Here is a 17,015-nt window from a genome sequence, read left to right as displayed (position 1 = left end):
AATCCCTCACGCCGGGCGAGCGCCTGCGTCGTGCCCTTGAACTTTCCGCGTTGTGCCGCGTCCTCAGGGAGAGCGGCAGGAAGGCAGAATCCACTACTAAACCAGAAAAAGGAGCATCATGAGCAGGTTACCCGCATGCCCCCAATGCAGTTCGGAATACACCTACGAAGACGGCGCCATGTACGTCTGCCCCGAATGCGCCCATGAATGGCCAATTGAGGCTTCGGGAGAGAGCCCGGAAGAGCGGCGCGTCGTGCGCGATGCCTTCGGCAACGTGCTCAGTGACGGCGACTCCGTCACGGTGATCAAGGATCTGAAGATCAAAGGCTCGTCCTCGGTTGTCAAGGTCGGAACCAAGGTGCGGAACATCCGGCTCGTGGAGGGGGACCACGACATAGACTGCAAGATCGACGGCGTCGGTGCCATGCAGTTGAAGTCGGAATTTGTGAAAAAGGCATAGTTGAGGCGAAACGGGCATTGCAAAGCGGACAGGCGCCTGGGAATACCCGTTCACTGTGAATGGCATGTTCAGCCGTCATGACCGCATGGGAGAGACAACCCGGCGCGGCGGCGCATGCACTCGGGCGCCATCCCCTGGCAATGCGTCACACCATTGAGGACGCCGATGGAGAACGAACACATCTGCAGACTGCTGCTCGATTTCGCAGCCGATTGGGAGTTCTGGCTCGACCCCGAGGGGGTCTGCCGCTATGTCTCCCCGGCCTGCGAGCGGATCACCGGGCACCGCCCCGATGAGTTCATGAATGATTCGGGGCTTCTGCGGCGGATTGTCCATCCCGACGACCGGAAGCTCGTGGAGGACCATCTGGCGGGCGCCCTGGCGAACCGGGCAGGGGTCTGCCCCATCGACTTCCGCATCATAAACCGTGATGGTGAGGTGCGCTGGATCAGCCATCACTGCCAGCCGGTGCACGATGGCTCCGGGACGTTCCTCGGCCGTCGGGGGAGCAATCGGGACATTACCGACCGCATGGCGGCCCAGGAGGAGAACCGGCGGCTTGGCGGGCTCATGGAGCGGCTCGTCCGCGTTGTGCAGGAGCTTTCCCGGGCCCGCAGCCTCGACGAGATTACGGCGGTGGTCCGGACCGCCGCCCGGGAGTTGGTGAACGCCGACGGAGCCACCTTTGTCCTGCGGGAAAACGGTAACTGCTTCTATGCGGACGAGGATGCCATCGCCCCGCTCTGGAAGGGGCTCCGGTTCCCCCTTGAGCACTGCATCAGCGGGTGGGTCATGCTCAACCGGCAGGCGGCGGTCATTGAGGATATCTACCAGGATGAGCGGATACCCGTCGAGGCCTATCGCCCCACGTTCGTGCAAAGCCTTGCCATGGTCCCCATCCGGGGGGAGGACCCCATCGGCGCCATCGGCACCTACTGGGCCCGGCGCCATCGCCCCTCCGACCAGGAGATCAGTGTCATTCAGGCCCTTGCCGACACGACGTCGGTGGCCATGGAAAATGTGCGGGTCTACGCGGATTTGGAGCAGCGCGTGCGGGAGCGCACCGAGGCCCTGGAAACCGCCAATCGCGAACTTGAGGCATTCGGCTTTTCGGTTTCCCACGACCTGCGCGGCCCGCTCCGGAGGCTGGACGGGTACAGCCGCATCCTCTATGAGGACTACGCCGACCGCCTGGAGGGGGCGGGGCGGGACATCCTCATCCGCATGATCCGGCTGGCAACGCAGATGGAACAGTTGATAGACGATCTCCTCAGGTTTTCCCGGAGCGTGAAGGGTGAGGCCGTCCGCGAGGCGGTCAACCTGAGCCGCCTGGCGCGGAGCATCGCCCGTGAGTTGAGTGACGGTGAGCCCGGACGGACGGTGGAATTTATCATCGCCGACGGACTCACTGCCGAGGGGGACCCGGGGTTGCTGCGGGCGGCGCTGGAGAACCTGATGAGAAACGCCTGGAAATATACGGCCCCAAAGGAGAATGCAGTTATCGAATTCGGCCGTTGCGAGGGGGAAGGAGAGAGGTTCTACTTTATCCGCGACAACGGCGTCGGTTTCGACATGGTCCATAAAGACAAGCTCTTTGAGCCCTTCGAGCGCCTCCACGACGCGCGCACATTCGAGGGGACCGGCATCGGCCTCGCCACGGTCAAGCGGATCATCGACCGCTACGGGGGGCGCATCTGGGCGGAGGGAACGCCCGGCGCCGGCGCCACGTTCTACTTTACGCTGCCGGAACCCGGCGGGGAATCATGACCGAAACCACCATCGACATAGTCATCCACGGGGCCAAGATCGCCCTGATCTTCTTCGTGGTGCTGACCCTGGCGGCCTACCTGGTGTTCGCCGAGCGGCGGCTCCTGGCCTGGATCCAGGACCGCAAGGGACCGAACCGGGTGGGGCCCTTCGGCCTGCTGCAGCCCCTGGCGGATCTCATCAAGCTCCTGACCAAGGAGGATTTCCGCCCCGCCGGGGCCGACAAGTGGCTCTTCTATCTGGCCCCGGCCATGGCGGCCGTCCCGGCCATCCTCACCTTTGCGGTGATTCCCTTCGGGGCGCCGGTCACGATCCTCGGCCGGGAGATCCCGCTCCAGGTGGCGGATCTGAATGTGGGGCTCCTCTTCTTCTTGGCGCTCTCCTCCATTGCGGTGTATGGTGTGGCCCTGGGGGGCTGGGCGTCCAACTCCAAGTACGCGCTCCTGGGCTCCATCCGGGGGCTGGCCCAGCTCATCTCCTACGAGCTCTCCATGGGGCTGTCGCTGGTGCCCACGGTGATGCTGGCCGGGTCGCTCCGGCTGTCGGACATCGTGGCGGCCCAGGAGGGGGTCTGGTTCATCGCCTACCAGCCCGTTGCTTTCCTGATCTTTCTCATCAGCATCGCAGCCGAATGCAAGCGGATCCCCTTCGACATACCCGAGGCGGAGGGAGAGCTGGTGGCGGGGTTCCATACCGAGTACTCGGGGATGCGTTTCGGTCTCTTTTTCGTGGGCGAGTACATCAACATCATCGTCCTGGGCGGTTTGGCAACCACCTTTTTTCTGGGCGGCTGGCAGGGGCCGCTGCTGCCTCCCTTTGTCTGGTTTTCGGTGAAGACACTTGCCTTCGCCTTCTTTTTCATCTGGATGCGGGGAACCCTGCCGCGGCTGCGCTACGATCAGCTCATGCACCTGGGATGGAAGGTGCTGACGCCGCTGGCCCTGCTCAACATCCTGATCACCGGATGGGTACTGATGTTCGTGTAACGGAGAGACAAACACCATCGAGAGAAAGGGGGGAGAGAACGTTCGCACCACGCACAACCGCATCACGGTCTGACACACGCACACTGGTCATCGTTCCGCAGAAGAGAATCCAACACGCAACGAAGCAAAGGAGGACGTGTCATGGTTGAGAACGTGAATACCAAGGACAAGCACGGGCATACGCCGCTCATCGACGCGGCGAAGGCAGGGGAGGTGGATGCGATCAGGGATCTCATCGGCCGCGGTGCCGACCTGGAGGCCAAGAGCGAGAAGGGCAAGACCGCCCTCCACTACGCGGCGGCCAACGGTCAGGCGGCAGCCATCCGGGCGCTGCTTGAGGCGGGCGCGCAGGTGGACCCGCGGGATCTCGAATGGCACACCCCCCTCATGCTGGCTGCGAATTACGGATGCAACGAATGCGTGGAAGACCTGCTGACGGCCGGTGCAGACCCCCTGGCCAAGATGAAGCTGGGCAATACGGCCCTGACCTATGCGGAAGCGAACGGACACCCTGACACTCTGGACCTGATCAAAAAGGCGCAGCGGGCCAAGTCGGGCACCGCCTGACCGCCGCGTGAACCAGTGGAGGGACTCCGGCGGAGTCCCTCCACTCCCGTGAACCATGCCCATACTGACCGATTTCAAAGCCATCGCCACCGGGCTTTTCGTGACCTGGAAGCATATCTTCCGCAGGCCGGTGACCGTGGAGTATCCGGAGGTGAAGCGGACGCCGGCGCCCCGCTACCGGGCGCGGATCGTACTCACCCGCGACCCGGACGGCGGCGAGCGCTGCGTGGCCTGCTACCTTTGCTCCGCTGCCTGTCCCGTGGACTGCATCTCCATGGAAGCGGCCGAAGGAGAGGAGGGACGCCGCTACGCCCGGTGGTTCCGGATCAACTTCTCCCGCTGCATCTTCTGCGGCCTCTGCGCCGAGGCCTGCCCGACCCTGGCCATCCAGATGACCCCCGACTACGAGATCTGCGAGCGGGACATCATGGAGCTGGTCTACGAGAAGGAAGACCTCCTCATCGACGGCTGCGGCAAGGACCTGGAGTACGACTTCTACCGCCACGCCGGCATCGGCGTCGCCCAGCCCCGGGGTGAGGGGGCGCGGGAGGAGGAGCCGGTGGATGTGCGGGGATTGATGCCGTGATTTCAACAAAGAACCTGCCACGGAGATACAGAGGCACGGAGAAAAGATCAGGTCCTCTGTGGGCCCCCAAGCATCGATTCCCGATTTTTTCTGCATCTTCGCGTCTCTGTGGCGGATGTTGACTTTTTATGGAACCAACTGTCTTCTACATACTGGCCGCTGTGACCGTCATCGCCACGGTCCTTGCCATCACCGAGAGACACGCGGTGCACGCCATCGTCTACCTCGTCACCTCGTTCTTCGCCCTGGCGGTGATCTTCTTCACGCTCGGCGCGCCGGTGGTGGCGGTGTTCGAGGTGATCATCTACGCCGGCGCCATCATGGTCCTCTTCCTGTTCGTGATCATGATGCTGGACCTGGGGCAGCCGGAGCGGGCCCGGCGCCCCGGCATCCGCGACTGGTGGCCCGCCCTGGCCCTCTGCGCCGTGATTCTGGCCTCGGTCCTGACGCTTCTGGTCTTCCGCGCCCAGGCGGTATCGGCGGCGGGCCGAGCCATCGGCGTGAAGGAATTCGCCCTGGCGCTCTTCGGGAAATACGGGGTGGCAGTTGAGGTGATCTCCATGCAGCTCCTCTTTGCATTGGTGGGAGCGCTCTACCTGGCCAAAAGGAGGGAGCGGTGATCGTCCCCTTCGAGCACGTCCTGGTCCTGGCCGGCCTCCTCTTCGCCCTGGGTCTCGTCTGCGTCCTGGTCTGGCGCATGAACCTGATCATGCTTCTCATCGGTATCGAAGTGATGCTCAACGCCGCCATGCTCGCCTTCGTGGGGGGCGCGGCCCGCTGGGGAATGGCGGACGGGCAGGTCTTCTCCCTCATCATCATGGCCCTTACCTCGGCGAGGTGTCCCTGGCCCTGGCATGGTGGTCTACCTCCACCGGCGGAAGAAGGCGGTTGATGCGGATGAGTTCAGGGAGCTGCAGGGATGAAGCTCTATCTCTCCCTCATACTCCTGCTGCCCCTTCTCGGCGGCACCCTCAACGCGCTGGTGGGGCGGAAGCTCCCCCGCCGGGTGTGCGAGGCCCTGGCCTGTGTCGCGGTCTGGGGTGCCTTCGTCTGCACGGTCCTGGCCTTCGGGGCCTACGAGGCGCCGGAGACCGTGCTGCTGGCCACCTGGCTGGCGGATTTCGATTTCACCGCCCCCATTGCCCTCTACCTGGACCCACTCTCCCTGGTGATGGCGGTGATGATCACCTTCGTCTGCGGCCTGATCCACCTCTACGCCGTGGGGTATATGGCGGGGGAGGAGAGTCCGGCCCGGTTCTTCGCACTGCTGAACCTCTTCGTCTTTGCCATGCTGGTCCTGATCCTGGCGGAGAACCTGCCGCTCCTCTACCTGGGGTGGGAGGGGGTCGGCTTCTGCTCCTACGCCCTCATCGGCTTCTGGTACTCCGACCCGAAAAACGCCACTGCCGGTCGCAAGGCCTTCATCACCACCCGGATCGGCGATACGGCCCTCGGCATCGGCATTGTCTGGTGCTTCCAGCTCTTCCAGACGGCCTCCATCACCCAGATCAACCAGATGGGGTTCCTGATGCCCGTGGGGGTCATCACGGCGCTGGGGCTCCTGTTCCTGGCCGGGGCCATGGGTAAGTCGGCCCAGGTTCCCCTGATGATCTGGCTTCCCGACGCCATGGCCGGCCCGACTCCGGTCTCGGCCCTGATCCACGCCGCCACCATGGTCACCGCCGGGGTCTACCTCATGGCCCGGATGTCGCCCCTCTTCAGCGGGGCTCCCGCGGTCATGGCCGCCGTGGCCGTCACCGGAGCCGTCACGGCCTTCTACGGTGCCACCTGCGCCCTGGTCCAGCGGGACTTCAAGCGGGTGCTGGCCTACTCCACCATCAGCCAGATCGGCTACATGATGCTCGGGGTCGGTGCCGGCGCCGTCACTGCCGCCACCTTCCACCTGCTGGTGCATGCCTTCTTCAAGGCGCTCTTGTTCCTGGGGGCCGGCTGCGTCATCGCGGCCCTCCACCACGAGCAGGACATCTTCAGAATGGGAGGCCTGCGCCGGAGCCTGCCCGTGACCTTCTGGGCCTTTCTGGCCGGGGCCGCGTGCCTGGCCGGGCTTCCCCCCACCGGCGGCTTCTTCAGCAAGGATGCCATCCTGGCCGCGGTCTGGGCCAAGGGGGGCGCGCTCTACGGCGGACTCTTCGTCCTGGGGCTCCTGGCGGCGCTTCTCACCTCCTTCTACACCTTCCGGCTGGTCTATCTGGTTTTCGGGGGCGATGGGGCAACGGAGATTCACCGTAATCCGCGGATCATGGACCTGATGCTCCTTCCCCTGGCGATCCTGGGGCTCATCGGTGGGTTCATCCACCTCCCCGCGTTTCTGGCCGACGGCTGGCTCGGCCGCTTCCTGGCCACGGCCCTCACCGAAGGGGCCGCCCACCTCTCCCACAGGGAGGAGATGGCCGTTGAGGCAATAGCGGCCCTCGTGGCCTTCACCGGACTTGCAATTGCCCACCACCGCTACGGGGGCCTGCGGCGCGGGGCCAGGATCGAGGCGGCGGCCGAGGAACCCCGGGGGATCGCCGCCTTTCTCCTGAACGGCTGGTATGCGGACCATCTCTACCGCATCCTCTTCATCCGCCCCTATGAAGCCATCGCCTCCTTCCTCTGGCGCCGGGTGGACGAAGGGGTGATCGACGATTCCCTCGACCGCCTGGCCGACGGTATCGGCACGGCCGGCCAGGGATTCGGCCGCTGGAGCTGCGGGCGGGTGTCAGTCTATCTCCTCAGCTTCGCGGCGGGGCTGGCGCTGATTCTGGGGTGGCTCGCATGGGGGTGGATCTCATGACTTCCTACCCCATCCTCACCCTCCTGATTCTTCTCCCCCTGGCCGGGGGCCTCTGTCTGGCGCCGGTCTGGAACCGTCCGGAGTGGGCCCGCCCCCTCGCCCTGGGGGTTGCCGTGGCGGAACTGGCCCTGGCCGGCTGGCTCCTCGCCGCTTCGGGAATGCCGCCGGCGCCGGGTGCCGCGGCAGGGTATTTTCTCTGGGAAGACGCCGCCTGGATCGAGCGGTTCGGCATCCGGTACCTGCTGGGGATGGACGGGATCAGCCTCCTCATGGTGGTGCTCACCGCCTTCACCACGGTGGTGGCGATGCTCGTTTCGTGGCGTGGCATCACCGAGCGGGCCACGCTCCACTACTTCCTGATCCTTCTCATGGAGAGCGGGATCATGGGGGTATTCCTCGCCCTTGACCTGGTCCTCTTCTACCTCTTCTGGGAAGTGATGCTGATCCCCATGTTCTTCCTGATCGGCATCTGGGGACACGGCCGCCGCATCTACTCGGCAGTGAAGTTCTTCCTCTATACCCTGGTGGGCTCGCTCCTGATGCTGCTGGCCATCATCGGGGTCTACCTCATTCATGGCGACGCCACCGGCACCTTCACCTTTGCCCTGCCGCTCCTGGCCAAGGCCCCCATTGCCCATGCCGCGGCGCCGTGGCTTTTCGGGGCGTTTCTGCTGGCCTTTGCCATCAAGTTTCCGCTGTTTCCGGTACACACCTGGCTCCCGGACGCCCACACCGACGCCCCCACGGCCGGCAGCGTGATCCTGGCGGCGCTGCTTCTGAAGACCGGGGCCTACGGCCTGGTCCGCTTCGGCTACCCGCTCTTTCCCGAGGCGGCCAAAGGATTCGCGCCGCTCCTCTACGTGCTGGCAATCATCGGCATCCTCTACGCCTCGTGGATCGCCTACGCCCAGGAGGACATGAAGCGGATGGTGGCCTACTCCAGCGTGGGACACATGGGGTTCGTCGCCCTCGGGATCGCCTCCTGGGGGCCGGTGGCCCTGTCGGGCTCCATTCTCCAGATGGTGAACCACGGCTTCACCACCGCCGCTCTCTTCGCCCTGGTGGGGATGCTGGACGAGCGCGCCCACACCCGGGAGGTGGCGGCGTTCGGCGGACTCTGGGGCACGATGCCGGTCTTCTCCTTTTTCTTCCTCTTCTTCGCCATGGCTTCGGCGGGGCTGCCGGGGCTCAACAACTTCGTGGGAGAGTTCCTGATCCTGGTGGGAGTCTTCCGGACCACGCCGGCAGCCGGCGCGATCGCCTTCCTCGGTATCGTGCTGCCGCTCATCTACACCGTGCGACTCGTGCAGGAGGTTCTCTTCCAGACGGAACGGCAACCCCTGCGCCTGCCCGACCTGACCCTGCGCGAGGGGGCGGTGCTGGCCGTACTGGCCGTAATCGACCTCTACATCGGAGTCCATCCGAAACCGCTCCTGGATATCCTCAAGGTGCCGGTGGCGCTGCTGACGGGGGTGGCACCGTGACCATCGCCGATCTCTGGACCATCATGCCGCTTCTGCTCCTCGCCTGCGGGAGCGTCCTCGTGCTTATCCTGGGTGCGATCGTGCCGGGACGGTACGGGACCGCCATCGGGGTGGCGGTCTGCGCCGGTGCGGCCCTCTGGGCTCTGCAGACACCCCCCCGGCCCCTGGCGCCGACCCTGGGGGTGGCGTTCACGCCGTTTGCCCGGTCGTTTGTGGTGCTTTTCGCGGTGACCGCGCTCCTGTCCCTGCTCCTTGCCCATGACCACGCCGACCGCCAGGGATTGGAGGGAGAGGAGTATCCGGCCACGATCCTGTTCGGCGCCTTCGGCATGGGGGTGGTGGCGAGCGCGGCCAACTTCCTGACCCTCTTTCTGGGGCTGGAGGCCCTGACCTTTGCCTTCTACATCCTGGTGGCCTACGATCGCAACCGGCCGGCATCAGGGGAAGCGGGGCTCAAGTATCTCCTCATGGGGGCCGTGTCCGCCGCATTCGTGGCCTTCGGCATCGCGCTCCTCTATGGTGCCACCGGCTCCCTGGAGATCGGGCGGGCCGTTGCCGCTTCGGCCGCGGGCGGCGGGATCGCCCTGGCGGGATGGGGGCTCCTCCTGGCAGGGCTCGCCTTCAAGGTGTCGCTGGCCCCGGCCCACCTCTGGACCCCGGACGTCTACCAGGGGGGGCCAACGCCGGTGACCGCCTTCCTGGCAGCCGGTTCCAAGGGCGCGGCCATTGCCCTGTTCCTGCTGATCCTGCCCCCCCTGGGGGGAATCGGTCCCCTGCGGGCACCCCTCTGGGGACTGGCGCTCCTCTCCATGGCCGTGGGGAACCTGGCAGCCCTGCTCCAGCCCAATGTGAAGCGGATGCTCGCCTACTCCTCCGTGGCCCAGATGGGGTACGTGGCCCTGGCGCTTCTCTCGGGTGGACGGGGCTACGAGGCAGCGGCCTTCTATGCCGTTGCCTATGGGGTCATGAGCCTGGCGGCCTTCGGCGCACTGGCCTCCCTGGAACAGGAAAGACCGCTGGAGCAGGTGGATGAGCTCCGGGGGATCGGCTACCGGCAGCCTTCCAGGGGGTGGTACTGGCGGTGGCCATGTTTGCCCTGGCGGGAATTCCCCCCACCGTGGGCTTTGCCGGCAAGTTCGCCATCTTTTTCGCGGCCCTCAGGGCAGGGGAGACGCCCCTGGCGATCATCGGCATCCTCACGGCAGCGGCGTCGGCCTACTACTACCTGCGGGTGGTGGTGAACCTCTACATGAAACCGGCTGAGGAGGCTGCCCCGGGCCCGCTCCCCACCCCGGCGGAGGCGGTCTGCCTCGGCACCGTGACCGTCGCCATCCTGGCCCTCGGTGTCTGGCCCGGTCCCTTGTTCGACTTGGTTGCGGCAATCCTCAAGGCCTGAGCCACGTGTTCGGGAGGAACCAGATGAAACGCATGCTCGCCACCTGCCTGTTTGCGACGCTGGTCGGTACGCTCCCGGCCTTTGGTGCCGAAGGCGACGCGGTCGCCCGTGCCCGGATGGCCGCTGACCGGCTTTCCGCCACCCTGCGGGAGCGGGTCATGACCGTGATGAAGGAGAAGGGACCGGCAGAGGCGGTGAAGGTCTGCTTCGCTGAGGCCCAGAAACTGACGGCGGAACTGGCGCGGACCGAACATCTGTCCATCAGGCGGACATCGCTCAGGATCAGAAACCCGGCCAACAGTCCCGACCCCTTCGAGCGCAGCGCCCTTGAGCGGTTGGCCGCCATGAAGGAACAGGGGAGCCTGCCGGGGGAGATGATCGTGCCGGCCCGGGTGGGGGGCAAGCAGGTCCTGCGCTACGTGAAGCCGATCCTCGTGCAACCCGGCTGCCTCGTCTGCCACGGTGCCGAAGACTCGATCCCTCCCGAGGTGAAGACGCATCTGCAGGCGCGCTACCCCGGCGACCGGGCCACCGGCTTCACGGCGGGAGACCTGCGGGGGATCGTGAGCGTGGTGGTGGATGAGTAGGGGGCAACGGTGCAAACCCTCGTAAAAGCCTCATCAGCCTTGCCATCATCATTGCCTGCGCCAGGATCGGCAAGCGGTTCCCCACCCTTGGCGGCCTCATTGCCACCATGCCCCTCACGAGCCTGCTGGTGCTCCTCTGGCTCTGGTCCGAATCGCCGGGGGACTACCGGCTCATGGAGGGGTACACCAGGGGAGTTCTCTGGGGGATCATCCCAACCATCCTCTTCTTTGTGGCGGCATATGTCCTTTTCCGGCGGCATCTCCCGCTGCCGGTTGTCCTGGCGGCCAGTTTCGGCGTGTGGCTGGCCGGGGCAGCGGTACATCAGTATTTTCTCAAGTGAATCCATAAACGGCGTTTCTGCCGCAGGGTTCACGGATATCGCGGATAAACTCTGCGGCTGATTGCTTTTTGGTGTGTCAGGGGGGCTGAGGTTGCGTGAGGGGAGCTGCGGTGGTGAGGGTGCGCACTGATAGCACGGATTGTTGATCCTCCCCCTGGCCCTCCGAACTCTCTGTGGTTAATGCGTTACCTCGTGTATTTTTCGAAGAAGGGAGATGTGTGAAGAGATGCTTTCTGGCCGCAACTGCGGCCGTTTTCGTTCTGATGATGACCTTCGTCGCCCGGGCGGGCGGTGCGAAGCATTACGCTGTGGCGGTGCTGCCGGCCCCGGTCCTCAATACTCTCGATTTCCCCGGCATCTTCGGCGGCAGGGACGGCTCGACCCTGCGTACGGACCGACAGGGCCAGATCCGGGAGCTGGAATTCATCGCCCTGCCGGGGACGGTGTTCGTGGTCCACGAGACAGTCCGAAACGGCGCATCAGTGGTCCACCGGGTGACCACCGACGACTATTCCTATCCATCGGCCACGGGTTATTTCGTGGATGACCGTTTCGTCCGGCTCACGGATGAGGAACCGCCGCCGCGGTCCCGGACGCTCCCTTCCCGCGACGAGATCATCGCCCGCCTTCTGGCTGCCAGGGGAAGCCGTTACGTCTGGGGGGGCAATGTGCGCGCCGGGGTGCCGGCCATGGTGGATTTCTTTCATCCACCGGGCAGGCTCCCCGCCGAAACGAACCGCCGCTGGCGGCTCCAGGGGCTCGACTGCTCGGGGCTTCTCTACGAGGCCACCAACGGCGTCACTCCCCGGAACACGAGCGAGCTCACCGGCTTCGGCCGGGGCGTCCCCATTGCCGGCCTTTCCGCCGCGGCCATCCGCAGCCGGCTGGAGCCCCTGGACCTGATCGTCTGGAAGGGGCACGTGATCATCGTGCTGGACCGGGAACGGACCATCGAGAGCCGCCTCGGCCCGGTGCCGGGGGTGCGGGACGGCGTGGCGGTCCGGCCCCTGGGGGAGGTGCTGGCCGAGGTAATGAAGGGGCGGGCGCGTCGGACCGGTTCAGGGACGCGGACGGGCAGGGGGAGAAGACCTTTGTCGTGCGGCGGTGGTATGAATAGGGCGGTCAGCAGCCCCGCCGCTTGAGTTCCTGGCTTGCCAGGCGCTTGCGCTCGGCGCCCAGGCGCCCCGAGGCGGCCAGATTCCTGACCTCCATGGTCGAGGCGGACGCGAGGAGGGTGCTGAACAGGGAGGTGGGGGTGTTGGGGTTTTTGAGCATGGCCGCCTTCAGGTTGGGGCGGTTGCTCCAGCACTGGTGGCGTGCCACGGCAGCGATGACGTCGCCGGTGGCGCGGGAGCTGGAAACCAGTTGAAAGACCGACCCTTCCTTGAGGCGGGGGTTCGTGAGGCACGACTCCACCACCCGCATATCGCCCTCCTTGAGCAGGGCGTCCAGAATCGATGCGGTGGCGCGCCGGGCAAGGGTGATCTTGTTGCCCAGGGGGGTGGTGGAGAGACGCTGGATGACAGCGCGCTCGGCCGCGACGCGCTGGTCCGGGGTCACGCCGGCGAGAAGGCAGAGGTCCACCAGCTCGAACAGATAGAGGTGGGGCAGCAGGGCCATGACCAACTGGGCCGGGGTGGCGGGGTTGCGCACCAGGGCCGCCTTCAGCTTGTGGCTCTCGGCCACCGCATCGTGGCGGCCGATGGCTGCAACGAGATCCTCGCCCAGGTCCCGCCGCCCCAGCAGTACCAGAAGATGGTTTTCGTCCAGGGCCGGGTTGCGCAGGGCTGCCCGGATCACCTCGGGCGCGGGGTCGGCCACGACCTGGAAGAGTTCCTCCCTGCCGCAGGTGAGCGCCCCGTGCAGCCGCTGTGACAATTCCCGGTCAAGCTGAACATTTTTTGCGTAGATCCCGCCCGGTTCCATGGTCCATCACTCCGCACAGCACGACAACTTGCTGACATCCCTCGTGAATCCCTGGGCGCAGAGCCGCAGTCCCTCTCCTATTGAAGGGTAGACGTGCAAGGCGTTTGCCAGATCGTCGAACGTAGCCCTCAGCCGGATGGCCAGCGCTGCCTCGTTGATGAGCTCGGCCCCCCGGTGGCAGGCCAGGTGCGCCCCCAGCAGCCGTCCAGTGGCCCGCTCCGCCACCAGTTTGATGACGCCTGCCGTATGCCCGGTCACATGGGCCTTGGGAATGGCCGACACGGGGAGAATGCTCACGATCGGATCGAGTCCGGCGTCCCGGGCACCCTGTTCGGTGTAGCCGACGGCCCCCACCTCCGGGTCGGTAAAGATGGCCATGGGCACGCTCAGGTGGTCCATGGCGCAGCCGCAGCCGGTGGCGAACATGTCGTCCACGGCGATGATTCCCTCCCGCGCCCCCACCGTGGCGATCATCATTCCTCCGATGCAGTCGCCGGCGGCCCAGATGCCCGGAGCCGCGGTCCTCATCCGTTCGTCCACCCTGACGAACCCCCGGCTGTCGGTTTCCACGCCGGCCAGTTCCAGGCCAATGCCGCGGGTGGCCGGTGCGGTCCCCGCCGCCAGGAGGAGCTGTTCCGCCGTATAGGTCCGGCGTCCGTCCTCGCGCTCGACCTCAACGCTCACTGCGGAGCCGTCTCCCGACACCGCGCAGACCGGCGAACGGCAGACGATCTCCATTCCTTCGTCCCTGAGGACGTTCCGTATCGCCAGGGCCGGTTCGGGTTCCACGGGGGCGAGGATGCGCGGCCCGTGCTCGAGGATGGTCACCCGGGTGCCCAAGCGTTGGAACATCTGCCCCAGCTCCACGGCGATGACCCCGCCGCCGATGATGATGAGAGACGCCGGAAAGCGTTTCAGCAGGAGCGCGCCCCGGCTGGTGAGAAACGGGGTGGATTCCAGGCCCGGTATCTTCGGGATGCGGGGCGTGCCGCCGACGGCCACGAGGAAACGGTCGCAGCGGTAGACCCGGTCCACCACTTCCAGCCGGCCGGGGCCCAGGAATCGGCCGGTCCCCTTGGCCAGCTCCAGACCCGGCGTATCCCGGAGCAGATCCAGGTACCTGGTGGTGCGCAGATGCTTTACTACCTCTTCCTTGCGGGCCATGAGGGGGGCCGGATCGACGGTGTCTCCGCACTCTCCGAGGCCGAGCCTTGCCCCGAGCCGCCCCTCCTGATAGAATAGCGCCCCGTGGATCAGGGTCTTGCTCGGCACGCACCCCCAGTTGATGCAGGTGCCGCCGAGGACGCTCTTTTCGACCATGAGCACCCGGGCACCCCTGGAGTGGGCCCGAAGTGCGGCGGCAAAGGCGGTGGAGCCTGAGCCGAGGATGATGAGGTCGTGTCTGTCGGACATGGCATGATTCTCCCTGGTCCTGACAGTGTACCCGAATGCGTGCGTTTGAGAAGTACGTTATGGCGACAAGGAGGAATCATGGCCGCGGTAAGCCTTACCAACGAAGACGCCCGCCTGGGCGCCGATACCCTCAGGATGCTGGCGGTGGACGCGGTTGAAGCCGCTGCCTCCGGTCACCCGGGGCTGCCCATGGGGGCCGCCGACTACGCCTTTCTCCTCTGGCACTCCCACCTCCGCTTCGACCCCGCCGACCCGGAGTGGCCGGGGAGGGACCGGTTCATCCTCTCGGCGGGACACGGCTCCATGCTCCTCTACGGCCTGCTCCACCTCTTCGGCTTCGACCTTCCCCTGGATGAGCTGAAGCGGTTTCGCCAGTGGGGGAGCCGCACCCCGGGCCATCCCGAATACGGCCACACCCCCGGCGTGGAGGTGACCACCGGCCCCCTGGGGCAGGGGTTCGCCATGGGGGTGGGCATGGCCTTGGCGGCGCGCATGGGGGCCGCCCGCTTCGCCGACGAGCGATTCGATCCCTGCGCCCACCATATCTACGCCCTGGTGAGCGACGGCGACCTCATGGAGGGAATCAGCCAGGAGGCGGCATCCCTGGCCGGGCACCTGAGGCTCGGCAACCTGGTCTACCTGTACGACGACAACCGAATCACCATCGAGGGCTCCACGGACTTGGCCTTTTCCGAGGACACGGCGGGGCGTTTCGCGGCTCTTGGCTGGCACGTGCAGGCCGTTGACGGCCACGATGTCCGCCAGGTGGACGAGGCCCTCTGGCGGGCCCGGGTGGAACGGGAGCGGCCCTCTCTCATCATCGCCCGGACCCATATCGCCCAGGGCTCGCCCGGCAAGCACGACTCTGCCGCCGCCCACGGCTCGCCCCTGGGTGCCGAGGAGGCCGCCGCCACGCGCAGGAGCCTGGGGTGGCCCGATGAGTTGTTTCACGTGCCGGAGCGGATTCGGGAGATCTGCGAACAGAGGCGGGAAGCGCTCGCCGAGGCGCGCGCCGCCTGGCAGGATGAGCTCCGCCGCTGGCGCCGCCGCAATTCCGATAAGGGACGGCTCTGGGATCTGATGGCGGAAAAGGGGGTGCCCAGGGATCTGGAGGCCCGGCTGCTGGCGGCGGTGGGAGCCGAAGCCGGCGCCACGCGCGCCCTTGCGGGCAAGGCCCTCCAGGCGGCCGCCGCCGCGGTGCCCTCCCTGGCCGGGGGCTCGGCGGACCTCGAGCCCTCCACCAACACCCGGATCAAGGATTCCTCCTCCGTGCTCCCCGGCAGCTACGGGGGGCGCAATCTTCACTTCGGCGTGCGCGAGCATGCCATGGCCGCCATCATGAACGGCATGGCCCGCCACGGCGGGTTCATCCCCTACGGCGCAACCTTCCTGGTCTTTGCCGATTACTGCCGGCCGGCCATCCGGCTGGCGGCGCTCATGAAGCAGCAGGCGGTGTACGTGTTCACCCACGATTCCCTCTTCGTGGGTGAGGACGGTCCCACCCACCAGCCCGTGGAGCAGCTCTCGTCCCTGCGGCTCATCCCTAACCTCCGGGTGATCCGGCCGGCGGACGGTCCCGAAACGGCTCTGGCCTGGGCCGCGGCCCTGCGGCGCACGGACGGCCCCACGGCCCTTGTCCTGACCCGCCAGAAAGTGCCGGCCATCGCCCGGGAGGAGTCCCTGGACCCCAGAACCTTTGCCAAGGGGGGCTACGTGGTCCGCTCCGGGGGTGCGGCCCCGGCCGTGGTCCTCATGGCGAGCGGGTCCGAGGTGGGACTGGCCCTGGCCGCGGCGGAAATTATGGCCGGTAACGGGGTTGCGGCCCGCGTGGTGTCCATCCCCTGCCTGGAGGCCTTCCTGGCCCAGCCGGAAGGCTACCGGCGCCGCTGCCTGCCGGGCCGCGTCCCGCGGGTGGCGGTGGAGGCGGGGCATGGCGGCCTCTGGTGGCGGCTCCTGGGTCCGGCCGGCCTGTTCATCGGCCTGGAGAGCTTCGGCGCCTCGGCCCCGGAAAAGGTGCTGGCCGAACAGTACGGGTTCACCCCTGAGCTGGTTGCCCGGCGCGTGGCCGAGTTCGTGGAGCGCTGAGACACCGTGGGTACCAGATCGAAACGGAGCGAGCGCTGCGCGCGGTGCCGCATGCATATCCACCGGTGCGTCTGCCCGGCGCTGCCGCGGTATTCCCTTGCTACCCGCGTGGTCCTGGTCATGCACCACCGGGAATACTCGAAAACCACGGCTACCGGCCCCCTGGCCCTGGAGATGCTCCCCAACAGCGAACTGCGCATCCACGGGGAGCTGGGCCGTTCCCTGGACCTGAGCGATCTGGACACCCCGGCGCGGCGTATCCTTCTGCTCTATCCCGGCGACGACGTCCCCGTCTTGGACCGGGAACTGCTGGAACGGGACGGACGGCCCGTCACCCTGGTGGTGCCCGACGGCACCTGGCGCCAGGCGTCCCGCATGGGCCGACGGTTGCCCGGCCTCGCCCGCGCAGAGATGGTCCGGCTCCCGCCGGGCCCTCCCACCGAGTGGGGCGTCCGGCGGGAGAATCATCCCCAGGGGCTGGCCACCTTCGAGGCCATCGCCCGGGCCCTGGGCATCATCGAATCACCCGACGTCCAGTCGGGCATGGAGCACCTGTTCCGCCTCATGGTGAGACAAACCCTCGGTGCCCGGGGATGCGCGGTCGCCCGGGACTGAAAGGA

The 17,015-nt window shown here is 66.5% G+C and carries 14 protein-coding genes and 3 pseudogenes; 15 read left to right on the top strand and 2 right to left on the bottom strand.

Going from position 1 to position 17,015, the window contains the following annotated elements; genetic code table 11:
- Nucleotides 1-118 precede the first annotated feature (118 nt).
- From A2G06_16250 to A2G06_16190, 13 genes and pseudogenes are all read left to right on the top strand, one after another.
- Nucleotides 119-460 (top strand): alkylphosphonate utilization protein, encoded by a 342-nt coding sequence (locus A2G06_16250; GenBank protein ID ANA41522.1) that lies wholly within the window; start codon nt 119-121, stop codon nt 458-460.
- A 165-nt stretch (nt 461-625) separates the two neighbouring features.
- Entirely contained in the window at nt 626-2,227 is a 1,602-nt protein-coding gene (locus A2G06_16245) for a histidine kinase (protein ANA41521.1), read from the top strand.
- On the top strand, nt 2,224-3,213 hold the full coding sequence (locus A2G06_16240; protein ANA41520.1) for an NADH-quinone oxidoreductase: 990 nt from the start codon (nt 2,224-2,226) through the stop codon (nt 3,211-3,213). Before A2G06_16245 ends, A2G06_16240 begins: the two co-directional genes overlap by 4 nt.
- Nucleotides 3,214-3,354: 141 nt before the next feature.
- A complete protein-coding gene (locus A2G06_16235; GenBank protein ID ANA41519.1) occupies nt 3,355-3,780 on the top strand; it encodes a hypothetical protein in 426 nt (141 codons plus the stop codon).
- Between the two features lie 55 nt (nt 3,781-3,835).
- Nucleotides 3,836-4,366, top strand: coding sequence for an NADH-quinone oxidoreductase subunit I (locus tag A2G06_16230; GenBank protein ID ANA41518.1), 531 nt, complete (start codon nt 3,836-3,838; stop codon nt 4,364-4,366).
- Between the two features lie 128 nt (nt 4,367-4,494).
- Nucleotides 4,495-4,986 (top strand): NADH dehydrogenase, encoded by a 492-nt coding sequence (locus A2G06_16225; GenBank protein ANA41517.1) that lies wholly within the window; start codon nt 4,495-4,497, stop codon nt 4,984-4,986.
- Nucleotides 4,983-5,289: pseudogene (locus tag A2G06_16220) on the top strand (NADH-quinone oxidoreductase subunit K). Before A2G06_16225 ends, A2G06_16220 begins: the two are co-directional and overlap by 4 nt.
- A complete protein-coding gene (locus A2G06_16215) occupies nt 5,286-7,163 on the top strand; it encodes an NADH-quinone oxidoreductase subunit L (GenBank protein ANA41516.1) in 1,878 nt (625 codons plus the stop codon). The pseudogene A2G06_16220 and the gene A2G06_16215 overlap by 4 nt, the downstream one beginning before the upstream one ends.
- Nucleotides 7,160-8,647 (top strand): NADH dehydrogenase, encoded by a 1,488-nt coding sequence (locus A2G06_16210; protein ID ANA41724.1) that lies wholly within the window; start codon nt 7,160-7,162, stop codon nt 8,645-8,647. Before A2G06_16215 ends, A2G06_16210 begins: the two co-directional genes overlap by 4 nt.
- Nucleotides 8,644-10,043, top strand: a pseudogene (locus tag A2G06_16205) (NADH-quinone oxidoreductase subunit N). Before A2G06_16210 ends, A2G06_16205 begins: the two are co-directional and overlap by 4 nt.
- 23 nt (nt 10,044-10,066) lie before the next feature.
- On the top strand, nt 10,067-10,630 hold the full coding sequence (locus A2G06_16200; protein ANA41515.1) for a hypothetical protein: 564 nt from the start codon (nt 10,067-10,069) through the stop codon (nt 10,628-10,630).
- A 32-nt stretch (nt 10,631-10,662) separates the two neighbouring features.
- Nucleotides 10,663-10,971 carry a hypothetical protein gene (locus A2G06_16195; GenBank protein ANA41514.1) on the top strand — a complete coding sequence of 103 codons (309 nt, stop codon included), beginning with the start codon at nt 10,663-10,665 and terminating at the stop codon, nt 10,969-10,971.
- A 218-nt stretch (nt 10,972-11,189) separates the two neighbouring features.
- Nucleotides 11,190-12,088, top strand: a pseudogene (locus A2G06_16190) (hypothetical protein).
- A gap of 5 nt (nt 12,089-12,093) precedes the next feature.
- On the opposite strand, the gene A2G06_16185 reads toward A2G06_16190, so the two are convergent.
- Together A2G06_16185 and A2G06_16180 are read right to left on the bottom strand one after the other, a co-directional pair.
- On the bottom strand, nt 12,094-12,897 hold the full coding sequence (locus A2G06_16185; protein ID ANA41513.1) for a hypothetical protein: 804 nt from the start codon (nt 12,895-12,897) through the stop codon (nt 12,094-12,096).
- 6 nt (nt 12,898-12,903) lie between these two features.
- A complete protein-coding gene (locus tag A2G06_16180) occupies nt 12,904-14,310 on the bottom strand; it encodes a dihydrolipoamide dehydrogenase (protein ANA41512.1) in 1,407 nt (468 codons plus the stop codon).
- A gap of 78 nt (nt 14,311-14,388) precedes the next feature.
- Here A2G06_16180 and A2G06_16175 point away from each other — a divergent pair, with 78 nt between their 5' ends.
- Nucleotides 14,389-16,395 carry a transketolase gene (locus tag A2G06_16175; protein ANA41511.1) on the top strand — a complete coding sequence of 669 codons (2,007 nt, stop codon included), beginning with the start codon at nt 14,389-14,391 and terminating at the stop codon, nt 16,393-16,395.
- A 6-nt stretch (nt 16,396-16,401) separates the two neighbouring features.
- Entirely contained in the window at nt 16,402-17,010 is a 609-nt protein-coding gene (locus A2G06_16170) for a DTW domain-containing protein (protein ANA41510.1), read from the top strand.
- Nucleotides 17,011-17,015: the final 5 nt, after the last annotated feature.

The sequence above is a fragment of the Geobacter anodireducens genome (assembly GCA_001628815.1).
GTDB classification, from domain to species: Bacteria; Desulfobacterota; Desulfuromonadia; order Geobacterales; family Geobacteraceae; genus Geobacter; species Geobacter anodireducens.
Note: the sequence above shows the minus strand (reverse complement) of the source record. Positions and strands in the feature narration are given on the sequence as shown.

Excerpts from the sequence above, each read along its gene's own strand:
- A2G06_16250 (ANA41522.1), top strand. The coding sequence starts at position 119 with ATGAGCAGGTTACCCGCATGCCCCCAATGCAGTTCGGAATACACCTAC.
- A2G06_16245 (ANA41521.1), top strand. The coding sequence starts at position 626 with ATGGAGAACGAACACATCTGCAGACTGCTGCTCGATTTCGCAGCCGAT.
- A2G06_16240 (ANA41520.1), top strand. The coding sequence starts at position 2,224 with ATGACCGAAACCACCATCGACATAGTCATCCACGGGGCCAAGATCGCC.
- A2G06_16235 (ANA41519.1), top strand. The coding sequence starts at position 3,355 with ATGGTTGAGAACGTGAATACCAAGGACAAGCACGGGCATACGCCGCTC.
- A2G06_16230 (ANA41518.1), top strand. The coding sequence starts at position 3,836 with ATGCCCATACTGACCGATTTCAAAGCCATCGCCACCGGGCTTTTCGTG.
- A2G06_16225 (ANA41517.1), top strand. The coding sequence starts at position 4,495 with ATGGAACCAACTGTCTTCTACATACTGGCCGCTGTGACCGTCATCGCC.
- A2G06_16215 (ANA41516.1), top strand. The coding sequence starts at position 5,286 with ATGAAGCTCTATCTCTCCCTCATACTCCTGCTGCCCCTTCTCGGCGGC.
- A2G06_16210 (ANA41724.1), top strand. The coding sequence starts at position 7,160 with ATGACTTCCTACCCCATCCTCACCCTCCTGATTCTTCTCCCCCTGGCC.
- A2G06_16200 (ANA41515.1), top strand. The coding sequence starts at position 10,067 with ATGAAACGCATGCTCGCCACCTGCCTGTTTGCGACGCTGGTCGGTACG.
- A2G06_16185 (ANA41513.1), bottom strand. The coding sequence starts at position 12,897 with ATGGAACCGGGCGGGATCTACGCAAAAAATGTTCAGCTTGACCGGGAA.
- A2G06_16180 (ANA41512.1), bottom strand. The coding sequence starts at position 14,310 with ATGTCCGACAGACACGACCTCATCATCCTCGGCTCAGGCTCCACCGCC.
- A2G06_16175 (ANA41511.1), top strand. The coding sequence starts at position 14,389 with ATGGCCGCGGTAAGCCTTACCAACGAAGACGCCCGCCTGGGCGCCGAT.